This window comes from Blautia sp. DFI.3.45 (genome assembly GCF_020593505.1).
In the GTDB taxonomy this organism is placed as follows: domain Bacteria; phylum Bacillota; class Clostridia; order Lachnospirales; family Lachnospiraceae; genus Blautia_A; species Blautia_A wexlerae.
In genome coordinates, this window is the sequence record NZ_JAJDMI010000021.1 from 1 (window position 1) to 19203 (window position 19203).

Sequence of the window (19203 nt, forward strand, 5' to 3'; positions counted from 1 at the left end):
CAGGCAATCTGGAATGAATTTTGGCTATGTTACTGAGAACGGAGTGAACAGTAACATATATTTTTGAGGAAAGAGGCTATTCAGACTTTTTACTTGCGTAACTCTGGCGGGAAACGTATAATAGGAAAAAGCAATACTCGAGGGTGAGGAAAAGAGGATGAAGATAACAGAAGAACTGTTAAATGAGATGAAAATTAAGGATGAGAACTTTTCTGACGGTCTGATCAAGCCGGACGGCGATTACGTAAGAATACCCAGAGGACATCTTCATGGAATGATGGAATTGCTTCCATGGACAGAGAACGAAATCTGGAAAATGATCCCGGATGATGATTCTCCGCTGTTCTGGCTGATTGAGAAAACAGGATGCGTTCTTACGGATTATAATAATTCTATTGGCATGAAGATGACACCTGCTCAGCAGACTGTGTTTGATATGATGCGAAAACATGGGGTTCTTACAGATGATTATTACGATCTGACGAAACAGAGGGAGAAAGTAAGAGAAGCCAGAGAACAAAAAGAGAACAGGAAACAATAGTTAAGTGTATATGAATATATGGGAGTGCAGCGATGGAAAAGCATGCTCATTAAAGTCATCCGATGCAGAAAAAACAATATACGATATTAAAAAGCAGCATATCAGAGTTATGGATCATAACCTGATATGCTGCTTTTAACGTGTCTGAAGAAAAATGAAATGTCAATCATAAAAACAAAACAAAAACAACCAGAACGGAAGAAAAAACAAATAAAAAACAACATAAAAGCTCAGGATATATGTGTTGATTTATGTTGACTTCGCGATAGCCATAAGGTATAATGAATCTATATGAAAACATGGAGGATATTGCTGTCAGAATGATACCGGAATGTATTGGGGTCTGGTATGGGTGCAGCTTTTATTCATGAGAAAGGAGTAACATGGAAAAATTTCAAACATCAGATATTCCCAAGTCTCCCAGAATTCAGAAACTGGTAGATGCATTGTATGAACATATGCCGGTGATCGAATCAGCCAGAGCAAAGCTGATCACAGAATCTTATAAGGAAACAGAAGGAGAACCGATCATCACACGCAGAGCAAAGGCTTTTGCGCATATTCTTCATAATATTCCGATCATTATCCGTGACAATGAACTGATTGTCGGAAGCAGTACGATTGCGCCGAGGGGATGTCAGACATTTCCGGAGTTCTCTTATGAGTGGCTGGAAGCTGAACTGGATACAGTTGCGACCAGAACTGCGGATCCTTTTGAGATTGCTGAGGAGACCAAAGCCGAACTTAAGGAGGCAGATAAGTACTGGAAAGGGAAAACAACCAGTGAACTTGCAACTTCCTATATGGCACCGGAAGCAATCAAGGCAATTGAACACAATATTTTTACACCTGGAAATTATTTTTACAATGGTGTAGGACATGTAACAGTTAAATACTGGGAAGTACTGGAAATCGGTTTTGAGGGAATCATGGAGAAGGCTCAGAAAGAGCTGGATGGATGCAGTGTCGGTGACGGTAATTATGCAAGAAAGTCTCACTTCCTTGAGGCAGTGATTTTAAGCTGTAAGGCGGTGATCGATTATGCAGGCAGATATGCAAAACTTGCGCAGGAAATGGCGGCACAGACAAGTGATCCGGTAAGAAAACAGGAACTTTTTGTTATCGCAGAGAACTGCAGCAGGGTACCGGCAAAGGGTGCACAGAATTTCTATGAGGCATGTCAGTCATTCTGGTTTGTACAGCAGCTTCTTCAGATGGAATCCAGTGGACATTCTATTTCACCGGGGCGCTTTGATCAGTATATGTATCCATATTATAAGAAGGATATGGAAGCAGGAACTATTACCCGAGAGTTCGCACAGGAATTGATGGATTGCATCTGGGTTAAATTAAATGACCTGAATAAATGTCGTGATGCGGCTTCAGCGGAAGGATTTGCAGGATACAGCCTTTTCCAGAATCTGATCGCGGGTGGTCAGAATAAAGAGGGAGAGGATGTAACTAACGATCTTTCTGTTATGTGTATTCAGGCATCCATGCATGTGCATCTTCCGGCTCCATCACTTTCTGTGAGAGTATGGAATGGTTCTCCGCATGAATTCCTGATAAAGGCAGCCGAGCTTACGAGAACAGGAATCGGACTTCCTGCATATTACAATGATGAGGTGATTATTCCGGCACTGCAGAACAGAGGCTTATCTCTGGAGGATGCCAGAGAGTACAATATCATCGGATGTGTGGAACCGCAGAAAGCCGGTAAGACAGAAGGGTGGCATGATGCCGCATTCTTTAATATGTGCAGACCTCTGGAACTTGTTTTTTCGAATGGTATGGATAAAGGTGAGATGGTGGGAATCCCTACCGGCGATGTCACTCAGATGAAGACCTTTGATGAATTCTTTGACGCATATAAGAAACAGATGGAATACTGCATTTCCCTGCTGGTGAATGCAGATAATGCTATTGATGTAGCTCATGCGGAACGCTGTCCGTTACCATTCCTTTCCTGTATGATAGATGACTGTCTGAAAGAAGGCAAGTCTGTCCAAGAAGGTGGAGCTGTTTACAACTTTACAGGTCCTCAGGGATTTGGAATCGCCAATATGGCAGATGGACTTTTTGCAATCCGCAAACTGGTCTATGAGGATAAGAAAGTATCTATGAAAGAACTTAAGGAAGCTCTTGCATGGAACTATGATAAAGGACTGGATGCGCAGTCCGCCGGTGATATGACAGAGATGATCATGAAGGCAATGCAGAAAGCAGGCAGAAATGTGGATGCTTCCACTGCAGAAGGACTTCTGAAAACTTTCATGGGAATGAAACCGGGTGAACAGAAGACACAGAGATTCAAAGAAATCCACGATATGATCGATGAAGTTCCGAAATTTGGAAATGATATTCCGGAAGTTGATTATTTTGCAAGAGAAGTTGCCTATACATATTCCAAACCGCTTCAGAAGTATAACAATCCAAGAGGCGGAAAGTTCCAGGCAGGTTTGTATCCTGTATCTGCAAATGTACCGCTGGGCGGACAGACAGGAGCGACGCCGGATGGAAGATATGCACACACACCTGTTGCAGACGGCGTTTCGCCATCTGCGGGCAAGGATGTAAAGGGACCTACGGCAGCGGCAACTTCCGTATCCAGACTGGATCATTTTATTGTATCCAACGGAACACTTTTTAATCAGAAATTTCACCCATCCGCACTTTCAGGAAGAGAGGGACTGGAGAAATTCGTTGCACTGATCCGCGGATACTTTGACCAGAAGGGAATGCACATGCAGTTTAATGTAGTTGACAGGCAGACACTGCTGGATGCACAGGAACATCCTGAGAAATATAAACATCTGGTAGTACGCGTGGCAGGCTACAGTGCACTGTTTACGACACTTTCCCGTTCCCTTCAGGATGATATCATCCGTCGTACAGAACAGGGCTTCTGATTCAGACGTTTTTTGCAGGAAGTAAAAGTGACAGGCAGAGGATGTATGGATAACAGAATAAGAAAGGAAAAGCATGGACTATTTGGATACAAAGGGCAGAGTGTTTGATGTCCAGAAATATTCTATTCATGATGGACCGGGTATAAGGACGATCGTATTTCTGAAAGGTTGTGTCCTGCGGTGCAAATGGTGCTGCAATCCGGAATCTCAGGAATATAAGATCCAGACAATGAAAGTGCAGGGAGAAGACAAGGTCATCGGACGTGATGTGACAGTCAGGGAGATGATTGAAGAAGTTGAGAAAGACAGGGTATACTATTACCGCTCGGGCGGAGGTATGACTCTTTCCGGCGGAGAATGTCTCTGTCAGCCGGAATTTGCAGGAGCACTTCTGAGAGCTGCCAAAGAGAGAGGGATTTCTACTGCGATCGAGAGTATGGCATGTGCAAAATGGGAGACGATTGAGACAATCTTACCGTATCTGGATACTTATTTAATGGATATTAAACATACAAATCCTGCGAAACATAAAGAATTTACAGGACGTTCTAATGAACTGATGATGGAAAATGCCAGAAAAGTGGCGCTTTCCGGTAAAACCAGGCTGGTAATCCGTGTACCGGTGATACCCACATTTAATGATACAGTGGAGGAAATCCAGGGGATTGCAAGGTTTGCAGACACACTTCCCGGAGTGGACAAGATTCATCTTCTTCCGTATCACAGACTTGGACAGGATAAATATGAGGGACTTGGCAGACCATATCTGATGGGAAATGTGGAACCACCGTCCAAAGAACATATGGAAACATTAAAAAAGGCAGTACATGCGGTCTGCGGTCTGGACTGTCAGATCGGTGGATGAGGTATTTTTTGCATCTGATACGATTATTGGAATAAAAAAAGAAAAAAACAAACAAAAACAACACGATAAAACCCGTAAAAACAACATAAAACAACGGAAATGTATTGACTTTTTATGACCGATAGTGTAAAATCACAGGTAGAAACGTCAAAAACTATATCAATGCCTTAAGGAGGAAAATGAGCATGGTAAACGAATATGAAATCAAAAAACAGATCTGCGACATCGGAAGAAGAATCTACAGCCGCAACATGGTAGCTGCAAACGATGGTAACATCTCTGTAAAACTGAACGACAACGAATTTCTTTGCACACCTACAGGTGTATCCAAAGGTTTTATGACACCGGAGTATATCTGTAAAGTAGACAGAGAAGGAAATGTGATCCAGGCTAACCCGGGATTCAAACCATCCTCTGAAATCAAAATGCATATGAGAGTTTATGAGAAGAGACCGGACGTAGGTTCTGTTGTGCATGCTCATCCGATTTATGCAACATCTTTTGCAATTGCAGGTATTCCGCTGACACAGCCGATCATGCCTGAAGCAGTTATCTCACTTGGATGCGTTCCGATCGCTGAATACGGTACACCATCTACAATGGAGATTCCGGATAATCTTGAGAAATACCTTCCATATTTCGATGCAGTTCTTCTTGAGAACCATGGAGCACTGACATGGAGCACAGACTTAAACGCAGCTTACATGAAGATGGAATCTGTTGAGTTCTACGCACAGCTTCTGTATCAGTCAAAAGTTCTTGGCGGACCTAAGGAATTTGATGAGAAGAACATTGAGAAACTTTATGAAATTCGTCGTAAATTCGGTATGGCTGGTAAACATCCGGCAAACCTCTGCCTGAACAAAGACGGCAAGAACTGTCATAACTGCGGTGGAGCATGTCAGGACGGAGAATTCAAGAAATTCCCTGGATATCAGTATGATTTCGTAGGTGGAGATTCAAAACCGGCAGAGAATAATGCTGCATCTGATGCACAGTTAGTTGCTGAGATTACAAAACAAGTAATGGCTCAGTTAGGAATGAAATAAGAGCATAGATAATCAAGGAGGACAGTCTCATGCCAATTAATGAGAATATGGTACAGGAAATTGTACAGGAAGTTATGGCAAAAATGCAGATAGCAGACGCTCCGACTGGCAAACATGGCATTTTTAAAGAAATGAATGATGCAATTGAAGCTGCCAAGAAATCACAGCTTATTGTAAAGAAAATGTCCATGGATCAGAGAGAAAAAATTATTACCTGCATTCGTAAGAAAATAAAAGAAAATGCAGAAGTAATGGCACGCATGGGTGTGGAAGAGACCGGTATGGGAAATGTAGGAGATAAGATTCTCAAACATCATCTCGTAGCTGATAAGACACCGGGAACAGAAGTTATTACAACAACTGCATGGTCAGGAGACAGAGGATTAACTCTTATTGAAATGGGACCTTTCGGTGTGATCGGTGCGATTACTCCATGTACCAATCCAAGTGAAACAATTTTATGTAATACAATGGGAATGCTTGCAGGAGGAAATACAGTTGTATTTAATCCTCATCCGGCAGCAATCAAGACTTCCATTTATGCGATCAATCTTCTGAATGAAGCATCATTAGAGTCCGGCGGACCGGATAATATTGCGGTTACTGTAGAGAAACCTACTCTTGAAACCAGCAATGTAATGATGAAACATAAAGACATCCCGCTTATTGCAGCAACCGGGGGACCTGGAGTTGTAACTGCAGTTCTTTCTTCCGGCAAACGTGGCATTGGTGCAGGTGCAGGAAACCCTCCGGCACTTGTTGATGAAACAGCTGACATCCGTAAAGCGGCAACAGACATTGTAAACGGATGTACATTTGATAACAATCTTCCATGTATCGCAGAGAAAGAGATCGTAGCAGTTTCTTCTATCGTAGATGAGTTGATGCATTATCTTGTAACTGAGAATGATTGTTATCTTGCATCTAAAGAAGAACAGGATAAACTTACAGAAGTAGTTCTGGCAGGCGGAAAACTGAACCGTAAATGTGTCGGACGTGACGCAAGAACACTTCTTTCCATGATCGGTGTCAATGCACCGGCAAATATCCGCTGTATCGTATTTGAAGGACCGAAGGAACATCCGCTGATCACAACAGAGCTTATGATGCCGATCCTTGGTGTAGTAAGAGCAAGAGATTTTGATGATGCAGTGGAACAGGCAGTATGGTTAGAACACGGAAATCGCCATTCTGCACATATTCATTCAAAGAATATTGATAATATTACAAAATATGCGAAAGCAATTGATACAGCAATCCTTGTAAAGAATGCACCATCCTATGCTGCATTAGGATTTGGCGGTGAAGGCTATTGTACATTTACAATCGCAAGCCGTACAGGTGAAGGTCTTACCTGCGCAAGTACATTTACCAAGAGAAGACGCTGCGTAATGGCAGACAGCCTTTGCATTCGTTAAAGATGATGAGTTAAGGAGAGAAAGAACATGGACATGAATAATGTAAATATAGAAGAAATCGTGAAACAGGTTCTCTCCGGCATGACAGGAAATGCACCGGCAGCAGCAACAGTTTCTGCACCGGCAGCAACAACTGGAATCCCGAAGACAGCCAGAGTAGCTGTATTAACTGAAAAGGAACATTTCGAACTGAAAGAATATCCGATTCCTCCGATTGGAGATGACGATATCCTGGTTAAAGTTGAAGGATGCGGTGTGTGTGGTACAGATGCACATGAATTTAAAAGAGATCCATTTGGCCTGATCCCGGTAGCACTTGGACATGAAGGTACAGGTGAAATCGTGGCTATGGGTAAGAATGTTAAAGTAGATACTGCAGGAAAACCTGTAAAGGTTGGCGATAAAGTCGTTACCTGTATGATCTTTAAAGATGATCCGGAAATCACAATGTTCGACCTGAACAAGAAGAACGTAGGTGGAGCTGACGTATATGGACTTCTTCCGGATGATGATGTACATCTTAACGGATGGTTCTCCGATTACATCTTCTTAAGAGGTGGAAATTTCGGAACTACATTCTTTAATGTAAGTGATCTGGATCTAGATTCCCGAATCCTCATCGAGCCATGTGCAGTACTTGTACATGCAGTTGAGAGAGCAAAAACAACCGGAATCCTTCGTTTCAACAGCAGAGTTGTAGTTCAGGGCTGCGGACCAATCGGTCTGATCTGCATTGCAGTACTTCGTACTATGGGCGTAGAACATATCTGCGCAGTAGACGGAAATGAGAAACGTCTTGAATTTGCGAAGAGAATGGGAGCAGATACAAGCGTTAACTTCATGAACTTCAAAGGAATCGAAGCACTGACAGAGGCTGTAAAAGAAGCACAGGGTGGACACCTTGCAGATTTTGCATTCCAGTGTACAGGAAATCCAAAAGCTCATGCAAATATTTATAAATTTATCCGTAACGGCGGCGGCCTTTGCGAACTTGGTTTCTTCATCAATGGTGGAGATGCTACAATTAACCCGCACTTTGATCTTTGCTCCAAAGAAATCAATCTGGTTGGTTCCTGGGTTTACACTCTCAGAGATTATGTTACAACATTTGATTTCCTTAAGAGAGCAAATGCAATCGGTCTTCCAATGTCTGAGTTAATTACAGACAAATTCCCGTTAGAGCAGATCAATGAAGCTCTTCAGACAAACCTGGCAATGACAGGACTTAAGATCGCAGTTGTAAACAAATAGTTACTGTTCACAGGTAATATCCCGCAAAGAGTATTGCTGTGAACGGAGTGAACAGTAGCAACAAATAATAAGCCTGGCAATAGAGGAGAAAAGAAATGGCAGAAGCTGTAGGAATTTTAGAGGTATTCGGGTTGGCGACAGCCTTTGTAGCAGGCGATGCCGGATGTAAGGCAGCAAATGTCCGCCTGGAGGTTTTTGATAAAAACAAACCAGCCAATGCTGACAGCCTGCCGGTACCGCTCCTTGTCTGCATTAAATTCAGAGGAAGTGTAACTGATGTTACAGCGGCTGTGGAAGCAGGCATGGAAGTTGCAAACAGAATGACTGGTGTGGTACAGCATTATGTGATCCCGAACCCGGAAGAGGGAACGGAAAAAATGCTGAAGATCAGTGCCCTGGATAAGGATTAGCAGTTGCATATCCATTGGGCATCAGTTAAAATATAATCAGATATTTATTTGTAGATTCAGGAGGAAGCAGAAATGGCACAGGAAGCATTAGGAATGGTAGAAACCAGAGGACTTACAGCAGCAATTGAAGCAGCTGATGCAATGACAAAAGCAGCTGAAGTAGCATTAGTAGGAACAGAGAAGATTGGATCCGGACTTGTAACAGTTATGGTACGCGGAGACGTAGGAGCTGTTAAGGCAGCAGTAGAAAGCGGAAGCGCAGCAGCATCCAGACTTGGCGAATTAGTTGCTACTCATGTAATTCCGAGACCTCATACAGACGTAGAGAAAATCCTTCCAAGCATCTGACCAGCAGATTGAGAAGTGTAAAAAAGGAGTTCGCTCATGAGTAAATCATATGGATTTATAGAAATCACTGGTGTCGTTGCAGCAATCGATGCACTGGACATCATGTGCAAAACTGCAGACGTTGAGCTGGCGTCATGGGAACGTAAGCTGGGCGGACGACTGGTTACTATTATAGTTGAAGGCGATGTATCTGCCGTTACAGAAGCAGTAAATGCAGCAGCGACAGGTGCGATCAAGAAACCGGTAAGTTATGCAGTAATTGCACGTCCCCACGAAGAAATCGTCAGAATGGTGGAATTAAGTGCAAGTCGCTGGAAGAACAATCAGGGGGATGAATAATGGCTGAAGAGAAGAAACCGGAAGCAGATAAAAATGCCCCTAAAAAGGCAGCCGCTCCAAGAAGAACGAAAGCAAAAACTTCTTCAAAACCGGAAGTAAAAGCTCAGACGGCAGATACGGCGGCAGAAACAGCAAATAAAACAGAATCCCAGAAAGAACAGATAAAGGAAACAGTATCTCATAAGGAGGAGAAAGTTATGACACAGGAAGCATTAGGAATGGTAGAAACCAGAGGACTTACAGCAGCAATCGAAGCAGCAGACCAGATGTGCAAGGCTGCTAACGTAGCATTAGTAGGAACAGAGAAGATCGGATCCGGACTTGTAACAGTTATGGTACGTGGAGATGTAGGAGCTGTTAAATCAGCAGTAGAAAGCGGAAGCGCAGCAGCATCCAGACTTGGTGAATTAGTTGCTACACACGTAATCCCAAGACCACATACAGATGTAGAGAAAATCCTGCCTGTATTAAAATAGTAATCCATCGTAACTGTCCGGTATCTGCACAGCAGACTGCCGGATGGTTATAATCCGTCATATTTGACAGAAAGCAGGTGTATTCTTGGAATCTAATAATATTGAACTGATTACCAGAATGGTCATTCAGGCAATCAATCAGAATGAAAAAAAAGGCGATGGATTCATGGTTCCCATCGGGGTTTCCGCAAGACACATTCACCTGACACAGGAACATGTAGAAGCATTGTTCGGACCCGGATATCAGCTTACGAAGAAGAAAGAGCTGATGGGAGGTCAGTTTGCTTCTAATGAAACAGTTACCATTGTGGGACTGAAACTTCGTGCCATTGAGAATGTAAGAATCCTTGGACCGGTGCGTAAAGCTTCACAGGTTGAGGTATCTGCGACAGATGCCATTAAGCTTGGAATGAATGTTCCGGTTCGCGAATCCGGAGACGTTGCAGGAAGTGCACCAATCGCAATCGTAGGTCCAAAAGGAGCCGTTTATCTGAAAGAGGGATGTATCGTGGCAATGCGCCATATACATATGTCTCCGAAAGATGCACAGGCTGCAGGTGTGAAGGACGGCGATATCGTATCAGTAAAGGCAGATAATGAGAGAGGAACCATCTTCAATCAGGTCAAGATCCGTGTAGACGACAGCTTTACACTGGAAATGCATATTGATACAGATGAAGCAAATGCAGCAAAGATTGCTACAGGCACTACCGTAACAATAATTAAATAATATCGGGGGCCAAAGGTCAAAAAGCCGTTCGTGCCTGCACGATAAGGTTTTTGAACAGAAACCCTTAAGCGTTAATTGGGGGCAGAAGTATTTGCCCCCAATATTATTATCAGAAACAATTTGGAGGCTCATATGATCGTAGGCAAAGTTGTAGGAAGTGTGGTATCCACACGAAAGAGTGAGAAGCTGATTGGAAGTAAATTTATGATTATCGAGCCTGTGCATCATATGAAAGGCGACCTGAGCCAGCTGGTTGCGATCGATATGATCGGAGCCGGAGTTGGTGAATATGTATTGGTGGCACAGGGAAGCGCAGCAAGAATAGGCTGCGGCGTAGAAACAGCACCGGTAGATGCCGCAATTGTCGGTATTATTGATGACGGTGCAGGATTGGAGTAACGCCATGGAAATCAAAGAATTACAGGATATTATACAGCAGAATGGTGTGGTAGGTGCCGGCGGAGCCGGATTCCCTACTTATATGAAGCTTACAGACAAGGCCAATACCATTCTTATGAACTGTGCAGAGTGTGAACCATTACTGAAATTACACAGACAGTTATTGGAAAAACACGCATATGAAATTATGAAAACATTCCATATGATCCAGGAGACGGTTGGTGCTTCTGAAGCAATTATTGGAATTAAGAAGTCTTATGTACAGACAATTCATGCATTAAATCAGCATATTGAAGAATTTCCTGGCATGAGGCTGCATCTTCTGGACGAAGTTTATCCGATGGGAGATGAGGTTGTACTTATTTATGAGGCAACCGGAAGAGTAGTACGGCCGGGAGGACTGCCAATCGAGCAGGGAGTAGCCGTATTTAACGTTGAAACTGTATACAATGTATATCGTGCTGTGGAAGAGAAGCAGCCGGTTACAGACAAATATGTATCTGTTGTTGCAGAAGTAAGTGATCCTGTTACAGTGAGAGTTCCCCTGGGATGTACGCTGGAGGAAGTGGTAGCACAGGCAGGCAGCACAACCGTGAAGGATCCTGTCTATTTCGTAGGCGGCCCGATGATGGGGCGTATCGGAAATGGTTCAGATCCGGTGACAAAGACAACAAATGCGATTTTGGTCCTTCCAAAAGACCATCTTATTGTAGCGAAGAAGCAGCGGACTTCTTCCATAGATTTAAAACGTGCAGCATCTATCTGCTGCCAGTGCAATACCTGTACAGATTTATGTCCGAGACATAATCTGGGACATCCGATCGATCCGGCGAAATTTATGAGGGCTGCATCAAATAATGATTTCAGAGACCTGAATCCATATATAGATGCTTCCTTCTGCAGTTCCTGCGGTGTATGTGAGATGTACTCATGTCCGCAGAGTCTTGCACCGAGAAGTCTTCTCGCAGATATGAAGGGCGGTCTGAGAAAAGCAGGTATCCGTCCTCCGCAGGGTGTACAGCCGAAACCGGTACAGGAATCCAGAGAATACCGTAAGGTTCCGGAAGAACGTCTGATGGCGCGACTTGGTCTTACGAGATATGACAAGGATGCTCCTCTGAAAGAAGAACTTGTACAGGTTAAGAAAGTAAGGATATTATTGAGCCAGCACATCGGAGCACCTGCACAGGCAGTGGTCAAAGCCGGTGATGAGGTAACAAGAGGGCAGATGATCGCACAGCCGGCACAGGGCTTAAGCGTTGGTATTCATGCTTCTGTCAGCGGTAAAGTAACAGAAGTAACAGACCGTTACATTATTATTGCAGTAAAGTAGAAAGGACGTGCACAAAATGAGTAAAGCAATCGGAATGATTGAATTTAAAACCACATCTACAGGCGTTACTGCAGCAGATGCTATGGTAAAAACATCTGAGGTAGAGATCGTCGAGGCACAGACCGTATGTCCTGGTAAATATATTGCAATTATTACCGGTGACTTAAGTGCGGTAAAGGCCGCCGTTGATACGGCAGTAACTACATATGAGGATAAATGCATTGACAGCTTTGTGCTGGGCAATCCGCATGAATCCATTTTCCCGGCAATTTACGGAACTACTCAGGTAGAAGATATCAGTGCGCTGGGAATTCTTGAAACTTATGATGCAGCTTCCATTATCGAAGCAGCAGACCAGGCAGCTAAGACTGCGATCGTAGATTTGATAGAACTTCGTATTGCCAAAGGTATGTGCGGAAAATCATATATGATGATCACCGGTGAAGTTTCTGCGGTAGAGGCTTCCATTGACAGGGCAAAAGAACTTGTAGCTGCCAAGGGTATGTACCTGGATTCTTCCGTTATCGCACATCCTGACAGAAGAATGATCGACAGTATTTTATAATATCCGGGGTAAGAAGTTTCTGACCCTGACACTCATAAAAAATTTCTCAAAAAAAGGGGGCAAAGATATGCTTGCACTGGAGAGAAGAAATCTGATTCTCGAAAAATTACAGGCAGAAAAGCGGGTGGTGGTCAGCGAGCTGAGCCAGCTTTATGATGTCTCTGAAGAGACCATACGCCGTGATCTGGATAAACTTGAAAAGGAAGGACTTGCGATAAAAAGTTATGGCGGTGCTGTGATCAATGAGGATGTAAGCATTGATTTGCCTTTTAATGTACGTAAGAACCAGAATGTTACAGGAAAGCAGAAAATGGCTGAACTTGCAGCTTCCCTTGTGAAAGACGGAGATCATATTTTCCTGGATGCGAGTACTACGGCAGTTTTTGTGGCGAAAGCATTAAAGGAAAAAGAACGTCTTACCGTAATTACCAATTCCATGGAAATACTTCTGGAGTTAGCTGATGTATCCGGGTGGAACATTATCTCCACCGGAGGCGTAATGAAAGAAGGATATCTGGCTTTTCTTGGATCAAAGACAGACGAATCCATACGTTCTTATTATGTAGATAAGGTTATCTTTTCGTGTAAGGCGCTGGATCTGGAATGGGGGATTATGGAATCGCAGGAAGCTTTTGGTTCTACCAAGAGAGCGATGATCGGTTCCGGACGAAAGAGAATTCTGGTTGTTGACAGTTCTAAATTTGATCAGACAGCGTTTTCCGTAGCTGGAAGCATGAAAGAAGTAGATATTATAGTGACGGACAAAGAACCGACAGAACGCTGGAAGAAGCACTTTGAGAAATTTAATGTAAAATGCCTATATCCTGTCTGACAAAGAAAATAGGAGTATGATACAATGAATACTTTTGAGATGAAAACCGCGATCCATTTTGGGGATAACGCATTAGACAGATTAAAAGAGATCCCGTATAAAAGGGTTCTCATTATAACAGATCCATTTGTGGTACAAAGTAAAATGATCAATCTGATCACTGCCCCTTTAAACAGTGCAGGTATTGAATACGATATTTTCCATGACGTTGTGCCGGATGCACCTGTGGACAAGATTGCAGAAGGGGTAAAGAAGTTCCTGGAATATCAGCCGGAAGCAGTTGTTGCAGTCGGTGGTGGTTCTGCGATTGATTCTTCCAAGGCAATCAGAGAATTTGCACTGAAGATCAACAATTATGGAAAAGTAGGTCTGATCGCAATTCCGACTACAAGTGGTACCGGATCAGAAGTTACTTCTTTTGCAGTAGTAAACGATACTGCAGCACATGTAAAATATCCGCTGATCTCAGAGAGCCTTACAGCAGATGAAGCAATTCTGGATGCAGAACTTGTAAGGAGTGTTCCGCCGGCCATCACAGCGGATACTGGTATGGACGTGTTTACACATGCGCTGGAATCATACGTAAGTACTGCACATAATGAATTCTCTTCTGCACTTGCGGAGAAAGCCATTGAAATTTGCGGAGTATTCCTGCTGAGAGCATATCTGGATGGCAGTGATATGCATGCGCGTAAAAAAATGCATGTAGCTTCCTGTCTGGCTGGTTTATCCTTTAATACAGCAGGTCTTGGAATCACTCACAGCATGGCTCATCAGCTGGGAGCAATGTTCCATATTCCGCATGGAAGGGCAAATGCTATGCTGCTTCCGCATATCGTAGAATTTAATTCTGATATCAATAAGCACAGTAAGAGCCAGAAAGAGTATCTTCCGGCTGTAAAGAGATACGCCAATGTTGCGCACATTCTCGGACTGAGCAATTATAATAAAGTAATGACGGTCCGTTCTCTGGTAAACTGGATTCAGTTTATGCAGAAAGAGATGAATATTCCGCTGACGATTCAGGAACTGGGAACAATTGCACCGGAAGAATATTTTGCAGCAATTGACAAGATGGCAGACGCAGCACTTGCAGATGCCTGCACAGTGAATAATCCGAGAGTTCCGACTAAAGAAGATATTATAAAGATTTATACGAAATTATGGTCATTCTGAAAATGAAGACAATAATTTCCGGCAGATGCTGACTGCCGCTGAAATCAGATACAGGAGATGGAGAAGAGATGAGTATTTATACAAAAAGAGGAGACAGAGGAATTACAGATATGGCTCATGCTGGTAATATTTCCAAATCTGATGACCGTATCCGCCTTATGGGTGAGGCTGATGAACTGAATAGTCATATTGAACTTGTAAAAAGTATGCTCCGTCAGTCAGAAATACTTCAGCTTCTTGAACGTATTCAAAAGAATCTTGATCTGATCGCAGCGGGAGTCAGTAACCCATATGATCGTGACTGTAAAGTCAGTGAAAAGGAAACAGCAGTGTTGGAGGCGGAAACAGATAAACTGGAAGCACTGTGCGAAAAGCCTGTTCCGGAGAAGCTTACAGGAAAGAGCCGACTGGCTGCAGAGATAGATATTGCACGTACTGTTGCCAGAAGAACAGAGCGCTGCCTTGCACAGGTCAGCGTGAAGTTTGGTGCAGATACAGAGAGTAAGAGATATCTTAACCGCCTTTCGGATTATCTGTATATTTTGGCGAGATATATAGAGTATTACTCTGATCTTTCAGTGGAACTGTCCGATGATCATGCGGGTGCATTGGCGAAAACGTCTGATAATAATACAGATGCATTGCCGGAACCGTCCGACAGTAATACAGATGTATTAAAAAAGACGGCAGATATCAATGAAGCCGTCATCCAGGAGGTTCTTAAACGAATGGGAATTCAGAGCAGGATAACATTGGATACAGCGAAGAAACTGATCGAGAGACTGGAGCAGGAAGCTGTGCGCAGAGGGCAGCGTGCGGTAATCGCGGTCTGCAATCCGGAAGGAAATCCGGTTGCGGTCCATGTGATGGATGGAGCATTCCTTGTAAGCTTCGATGTGGCAATGAAGAAAGCCTATACTGCAGTGGCAGTGAAGATGTCTACAATGGAACTTTCGAAGATTGCACAGCCAGGAGGAACCTTTTATGGCGTTGACAAGCTGGATGGTGGAAAAATCGTTATTTTCGGCGGTGGTATTCCGCTGAAGTCCGGAAATACAATTATCGGTGGACTTGGAATCAGCGGCGGTACAGGAGAAGAAGACCATAGTCTGGCAGAGTATGGTCAGTCTGTGTTAAATGAAATATTGTAAGATGGATGACAACTATTTGGCAGTCCGCTGTTGAAGGCACCAGACAGTTGCGAAGGAGTATTAAAAAGATCAGAACAGTTTTGAAGAGAGCTGTTCTGGTCTTTTTGCGATGTACTGATTTATCTTCGCTTATATTTCCCGGGAGTCATGCCTTTGTATTTCTTAAAAGTACGTATAAAATAACTCAGATCATTAAATCCGTTCCTGTAAGCAATTTCTGTGATTGAATCATCAGTAGCCGCCAGTTGTAAACAGGCTTCTTCAATTCTCTGTCTGTTCAGATAATCCACAGGAGTCTGATGGGTCATTTCCGAAAAGAACCTGCAGAAATATTTCGGTGACATAGAGACAGAAGCAGACAGTTCCTGAAGTGTGATAGGATTGGCATAATTTTTTTCGATAAATTCCAGAACCTGCTTCAACTGGAGAATACGTTTATAGTCTCTGCGCGTTCGGGTAGGATTTTCGATAAAGTAATGATTACTGAAAATCAAACCAAAAAAGTGGTAAAATTGTCCAAATACAGTCAGCTCATATCCGGTATCTTTTTCATACATGGCATCAAACAGAACAGAAATACAGTTCAGAATCTGTGGATGCTCATCTGAAAAATGTGGAAAAAGCATTGTTTCCTGATGCAGGATTTTCTGGATATATTCTCCGCATACAGGATTGTTTTTCAAAAAAGTGTTCATATCAAAAACAATGCACTGATATACACAATCATGGGGAATTCCTGAATGAAGGATTCCACTATGTACAAAAATGACATCATTCTTAACTGCTGTAAAACTTTTTTCGTCTAAAGTGACAGTAAGAGAACCTTCCAGAATACGAATTATTTCATATTCCACATGCCAGTGATAAGACATGACATATCTGGGATGTGTATGATCGATGTGATGAAACTCAAATGGAAACTCATAAGTGCCTCTTGGACGGTCTTCATTATGGTCTAAATCATGCAAAAGAACTTTCCTCCTTACAAAATTTACAGAAATTTTATGATTAAAACAGAAAAAGTGAATATTGTACTGTTTTTTGCTATTATAACACAAGTAATTTTCTGAATGCAATTATATAATAGATATCAGTAACAAAGTTGAGTGGTCAGGCTGCTGTGAACGGAGTGAACAGTGGTTATCGGGCTACTTGGCACAACAGGTGTAGAGGTTATTATTTTTGTTATATTTGCAGTCAGAAGATGCTGCGAAAAGTGAAAATGTAATCTTGGGGGTTAGAGCGTGTCTGAAAAATCATTCCCGCAATCTGCACGCCCCACTTTGCGGGATATTTCACCCGAATTCAGTTGCCGTAGCCCGCTACGGCGCCCTCATCCGGGCAAAATATCCCACAAATTGTGACGCACATCTTGCAGAAAGCCTTTTTCAGACACGCTCTAGCAGGAAATGATCCTGCGGGAATATTACAATAATTTATCAGGAGGTATTTTATTATGGCAAAGAGCAGATTAATTGGCAGCTATCCGGTAATTGGTATCAGACCTACTATCGATGGTCGTAGAGGAGCACTGGATGTTCGTGGATCTCTGGAAGATCAGACAATGAATATGGCGAAATCAGCTGCTAAATTATTTGAAGAGAATTTAAGATATTCCAACGGTGAACCGGTTAAAGTTGTAATCGCTGATACAACCATCGGACGTGTTGGCGAGAGCGCTGCATGTGCAGATAAATTCCGTAAAGAAGGCGTAGATATCACTCTTACAGTTACACCATGCTGGTGCTACGGCGCTGAGACAATGGATATGGATCCACAGACGATCAAAGCTGTATGGGGATTCAACGGAACAGAAAGACCTGGTGCTGTATACCTTGCATCTGTACTTGCAACACATGCACAGAAAGGACTTCCGGCATTCGGTATCTATGGACATGATGTTCAGGAAGCTGATGACACATCTATTCCGGAAGATGTTAAAGAAAAACTGTTAAGATTCGGCCGCGCAGCAGTTGCAGCAGCATCCATGAGAGGAAAATCCTATCTGCAGATCGGTTCTGTAACAATGGGTATCGGTGGATCTATCATTGATTCCGATTTCATCGAATCTTATCTTGGAATGAGAGTTGAGTCTGTTGATGAGGTAGAGATCATCCGTCGTATGACAGAGGGTATCTATGATCACGCAGAATTTGAGAAAGCTCTGAAATGGGCAAAAGAAACCTGTAAGATCGGCTGGGATAAGAACCCTGAAGAACTTCAGTTCTCAGCTGAAAAGAAAGAAGAGCAGTTCGAGTTTGTTGTTAAGATGGCAGTTATCATCAAAGAACTGATGAACGGCTGTGACAACCTTGATCCTAAATTCTCTGAAGAAGCAATCGGACACAATGCTCTGGCAGCCGGTTTCCAGGGACAGAGACAGTGGACAGATTTCTATCCGAACGGTGACTTTGCAGAAGCTATGCTGAACACCTCCTTTGACTGGAACGGAGCACGTGAACCATACATCCTGGCTACAGAGAACGATGTTCTTAACGGACTTGGAATGCTGTTCATGAAACTTCTTACAAACAGAGCACAGATTTTCGCTGACGTTCGTACATACTGGAGCCCGGAGGCTGTTAAGAAAGCTACAGGATATGACCTTGAGGGCGTAGCAAAAGAAGCCGGCGGTTTCCTTCACCTGATCAACTCCGGTGCTGCCTGCCTTGATGCTAACGGAGAAGCAAAAGAAGCTGATGGAACAGCTGTTATGAAACAGTGGTGGGATATCACAGAAGAAGACCAGAAAGCAATCATGGAAAACACAGAATGGTGTATGGCTGACAACGGATATTTCCGTGGAGGCGGATACTCCAGCCGTTATGAAACACGTGCCCAGATGCCTGCAACAATGATCCGTCTGAACCTTGTAAAAGGACTTGGACCGGTTCTGCAGATCGCTGAAGGATGGACAGTAGCTCTTCCTGAAGAAGTATCTGACAAGCTGTGGAAACGTACAGACTATACATGGCCATGTACATGGTTTGCTCCAAGATGCGATGGCAAAGAAGGACCGTTCAAGACAGCTTATGATGTAATGAACAACTGGGGTGCAAACCATGGAGCAATCTCCTACGGACACATTGGTGCAGATCTTATCACAATGTGCTCTATGCTGAGAATTCCTGTATCCATGCACAATGTTCCTGAGAAAGATATCTATCGTCCGGCAGCATGGAATGCATTTGGAATGGATAAAGAAGGTGCAGATTTCAGAGCATGCAAGAATTATGGACCTCTTTACAAATAATAAATAAAACCGATATGTAAGAATGTATATCGGCCGCCCGGAGTTGGAGATGATCTGACTTTGGGCGGCTGTTTGTATCAGGGGGAATCAAAAAAAACAAACTGATATCTGTGTGTACAGATACCAGCCTGTTGTATATATATGTATGTGTGATGTGT

Annotated in this window: 19 protein-coding genes and 2 pseudogenes; 19 read left to right on the plus strand and 2 right to left on the minus strand. The window is 43.1% G+C overall.

The window, feature by feature from the left end:
- The first annotated feature begins 157 nt into the window (after positions 1 to 157).
- From LJE09_RS09055 to LJE09_RS09135, 17 genes are all read left to right on the plus strand, one after another.
- The gene (locus LJE09_RS09055; protein ID WP_008705589.1) at positions 158 to 541 is read left to right on the plus strand and encodes a hypothetical protein; all 384 of its coding nucleotides are present in this window, start codon (positions 158 to 160) and stop codon (positions 539 to 541) included.
- 383 nt (positions 542 to 924) lie between these two features.
- The gene (locus LJE09_RS09060) at positions 925 to 3450 is read left to right on the plus strand and encodes a glycyl radical protein (protein ID WP_055053733.1); all 2526 of its coding nucleotides are present in this window, start codon (positions 925 to 927) and stop codon (positions 3448 to 3450) included.
- 73 nt (positions 3451 to 3523) lie between these two features.
- On the plus strand, positions 3524 to 4315 hold the full coding sequence (locus LJE09_RS09065; RefSeq protein ID WP_008705586.1) for a glycyl-radical enzyme activating protein: 792 nt from the start codon (positions 3524 to 3526) through the stop codon (positions 4313 to 4315).
- Positions 4316 to 4500: 185 nt separating this feature from the next.
- On the plus strand, positions 4501 to 5364 hold the full coding sequence (locus tag LJE09_RS09070; RefSeq protein WP_008705585.1) for a class II aldolase/adducin family protein: 864 nt from the start codon (positions 4501 to 4503) through the stop codon (positions 5362 to 5364).
- Positions 5365 to 5393: 29 nt separating this feature from the next.
- Positions 5394 to 6782, plus strand: a complete 1389-nt coding sequence (locus tag LJE09_RS09075; protein WP_008705584.1) for an aldehyde dehydrogenase family protein — start codon at positions 5394 to 5396, stop codon at positions 6780 to 6782.
- Between the two features lie 27 nt (positions 6783 to 6809).
- Positions 6810 to 8033: a zinc-binding dehydrogenase gene (locus LJE09_RS09080; RefSeq protein ID WP_020993375.1), complete on the plus strand. Its 1224-nt coding sequence runs from the start codon at positions 6810 to 6812 to the stop codon at positions 8031 to 8033.
- Between the two features lie 95 nt (positions 8034 to 8128).
- The gene (locus LJE09_RS09085) at positions 8129 to 8443 is read left to right on the plus strand and encodes a BMC domain-containing protein (RefSeq protein WP_008705582.1); all 315 of its coding nucleotides are present in this window, start codon (positions 8129 to 8131) and stop codon (positions 8441 to 8443) included.
- A gap of 72 nt (positions 8444 to 8515) precedes the next feature.
- Positions 8516 to 8791, plus strand: coding sequence for a BMC domain-containing protein (locus LJE09_RS09090; protein WP_008705581.1), 276 nt, complete (start codon positions 8516 to 8518; stop codon positions 8789 to 8791).
- A 36-nt stretch (positions 8792 to 8827) separates the two neighbouring features.
- Complete coding sequence (locus LJE09_RS09095) at positions 8828 to 9130, plus strand: BMC domain-containing protein (protein WP_008705580.1); 303 nt, start codon at positions 8828 to 8830, stop codon at positions 9128 to 9130.
- Between the two features lie 197 nt (positions 9131 to 9327).
- Positions 9328 to 9606, plus strand: coding sequence for a BMC domain-containing protein (locus LJE09_RS09100; protein ID WP_005427721.1), 279 nt, complete (start codon positions 9328 to 9330; stop codon positions 9604 to 9606).
- Positions 9607 to 9724: 118 nt separating this feature from the next.
- Positions 9725 to 10336 carry a phosphate propanoyltransferase gene (locus LJE09_RS09105; protein WP_370792859.1) on the plus strand — a complete coding sequence of 204 codons (612 nt, stop codon included), beginning with the start codon at positions 9725 to 9727 and terminating at the stop codon, positions 10334 to 10336.
- A 132-nt stretch (positions 10337 to 10468) separates the two neighbouring features.
- The gene (locus tag LJE09_RS09110) at positions 10469 to 10735 is read left to right on the plus strand and encodes a EutN/CcmL family microcompartment protein (RefSeq protein ID WP_008705576.1); all 267 of its coding nucleotides are present in this window, start codon (positions 10469 to 10471) and stop codon (positions 10733 to 10735) included.
- Between the two features lie 4 nt (positions 10736 to 10739).
- The gene (locus LJE09_RS09115) at positions 10740 to 12068 is read left to right on the plus strand and encodes a 4Fe-4S dicluster domain-containing protein (protein WP_022381347.1); all 1329 of its coding nucleotides are present in this window, start codon (positions 10740 to 10742) and stop codon (positions 12066 to 12068) included.
- 16 nt (positions 12069 to 12084) lie between these two features.
- Positions 12085 to 12633 carry a BMC domain-containing protein gene (locus LJE09_RS09120; RefSeq protein ID WP_008705571.1) on the plus strand — a complete coding sequence of 183 codons (549 nt, stop codon included), beginning with the start codon at positions 12085 to 12087 and terminating at the stop codon, positions 12631 to 12633.
- Between the two features lie 67 nt (positions 12634 to 12700).
- Complete coding sequence (locus LJE09_RS09125) at positions 12701 to 13465, plus strand: DeoR/GlpR family DNA-binding transcription regulator (RefSeq protein ID WP_008705569.1); 765 nt, start codon at positions 12701 to 12703, stop codon at positions 13463 to 13465.
- Positions 13466 to 13489: 24 nt separating this feature from the next.
- Positions 13490 to 14641, plus strand: coding sequence for a 1-propanol dehydrogenase PduQ (locus tag LJE09_RS09130; protein ID WP_008705567.1), 1152 nt, complete (start codon positions 13490 to 13492; stop codon positions 14639 to 14641).
- Positions 14642 to 14709: 68 nt separating this feature from the next.
- Positions 14710 to 15792 carry a cob(I)yrinic acid a,c-diamide adenosyltransferase gene (locus tag LJE09_RS09135; RefSeq protein ID WP_227311228.1) on the plus strand — a complete coding sequence of 361 codons (1083 nt, stop codon included), beginning with the start codon at positions 14710 to 14712 and terminating at the stop codon, positions 15790 to 15792.
- A gap of 119 nt (positions 15793 to 15911) precedes the next feature.
- Here the strand turns inward: LJE09_RS09135 and LJE09_RS09140 are convergent, their stop codons facing one another.
- On the minus strand, positions 15912 to 16760 hold the full coding sequence (locus LJE09_RS09140) for an AraC family transcriptional regulator (protein WP_008705564.1): 849 nt from the start codon (positions 16758 to 16760) through the stop codon (positions 15912 to 15914).
- A gap of 229 nt (positions 16761 to 16989) precedes the next feature.
- Positions 16990 to 17142, minus strand: a pseudogene (locus LJE09_RS18785) (DUF6783 domain-containing protein).
- Between LJE09_RS18785 and LJE09_RS18790 the strand changes: the two are divergent.
- Both LJE09_RS18790 and LJE09_RS09145 read left to right on the plus strand, forming a co-directional pair.
- Positions 17101 to 17205: pseudogene (locus LJE09_RS18790) on the plus strand (DUF6783 domain-containing protein); the annotation flags it as partial. The pseudogenes LJE09_RS18785 and LJE09_RS18790 sit on opposite strands and share 42 nt — an antisense overlap.
- A 43-nt stretch (positions 17206 to 17248) precedes the next feature.
- Positions 17249 to 19045, plus strand: coding sequence for an L-fucose isomerase (locus LJE09_RS09145; RefSeq protein ID WP_022381348.1), 1797 nt, complete (start codon positions 17249 to 17251; stop codon positions 19043 to 19045).
- The last annotated feature ends 158 nt before the right edge of the window (positions 19046 to 19203 follow it).

What these genes read in the sequence shown, in the direction of transcription:
- LJE09_RS09055 (WP_008705589.1), top strand. Translation starts at nt 158, where the DNA reads ATGAAGATAACAGAAGAACTGTTAAATGAGATGAAAATTAAGGATGAG.
- LJE09_RS09060 (WP_055053733.1), top strand. Translation starts at nt 925, where the DNA reads ATGGAAAAATTTCAAACATCAGATATTCCCAAGTCTCCCAGAATTCAG.
- LJE09_RS09065 (WP_008705586.1), top strand. Translation starts at nt 3,524, where the DNA reads ATGGACTATTTGGATACAAAGGGCAGAGTGTTTGATGTCCAGAAATAT.
- LJE09_RS09070 (WP_008705585.1), top strand. Translation starts at nt 4,501, where the DNA reads ATGGTAAACGAATATGAAATCAAAAAACAGATCTGCGACATCGGAAGA.
- LJE09_RS09075 (WP_008705584.1), top strand. Translation starts at nt 5,394, where the DNA reads ATGCCAATTAATGAGAATATGGTACAGGAAATTGTACAGGAAGTTATG.
- LJE09_RS09080 (WP_020993375.1), top strand. Translation starts at nt 6,810, where the DNA reads ATGGACATGAATAATGTAAATATAGAAGAAATCGTGAAACAGGTTCTC.
- LJE09_RS09085 (WP_008705582.1), top strand. Translation starts at nt 8,129, where the DNA reads ATGGCAGAAGCTGTAGGAATTTTAGAGGTATTCGGGTTGGCGACAGCC.
- LJE09_RS09090 (WP_008705581.1), top strand. Translation starts at nt 8,516, where the DNA reads ATGGCACAGGAAGCATTAGGAATGGTAGAAACCAGAGGACTTACAGCA.
- LJE09_RS09095 (WP_008705580.1), top strand. Translation starts at nt 8,828, where the DNA reads ATGAGTAAATCATATGGATTTATAGAAATCACTGGTGTCGTTGCAGCA.
- LJE09_RS09100 (WP_005427721.1), top strand. Translation starts at nt 9,328, where the DNA reads ATGACACAGGAAGCATTAGGAATGGTAGAAACCAGAGGACTTACAGCA.
- LJE09_RS09105 (WP_370792859.1), top strand. Translation starts at nt 9,725, where the DNA reads ATGGTCATTCAGGCAATCAATCAGAATGAAAAAAAAGGCGATGGATTC.
- LJE09_RS09110 (WP_008705576.1), top strand. Translation starts at nt 10,469, where the DNA reads ATGATCGTAGGCAAAGTTGTAGGAAGTGTGGTATCCACACGAAAGAGT.
- LJE09_RS09115 (WP_022381347.1), top strand. Translation starts at nt 10,740, where the DNA reads ATGGAAATCAAAGAATTACAGGATATTATACAGCAGAATGGTGTGGTA.
- LJE09_RS09120 (WP_008705571.1), top strand. Translation starts at nt 12,085, where the DNA reads ATGAGTAAAGCAATCGGAATGATTGAATTTAAAACCACATCTACAGGC.
- LJE09_RS09125 (WP_008705569.1), top strand. Translation starts at nt 12,701, where the DNA reads ATGCTTGCACTGGAGAGAAGAAATCTGATTCTCGAAAAATTACAGGCA.
- LJE09_RS09130 (WP_008705567.1), top strand. Translation starts at nt 13,490, where the DNA reads ATGAATACTTTTGAGATGAAAACCGCGATCCATTTTGGGGATAACGCA.
- LJE09_RS09135 (WP_227311228.1), top strand. Translation starts at nt 14,710, where the DNA reads ATGAGTATTTATACAAAAAGAGGAGACAGAGGAATTACAGATATGGCT.
- LJE09_RS09145 (WP_022381348.1), top strand. Translation starts at nt 17,249, where the DNA reads ATGGCAAAGAGCAGATTAATTGGCAGCTATCCGGTAATTGGTATCAGA.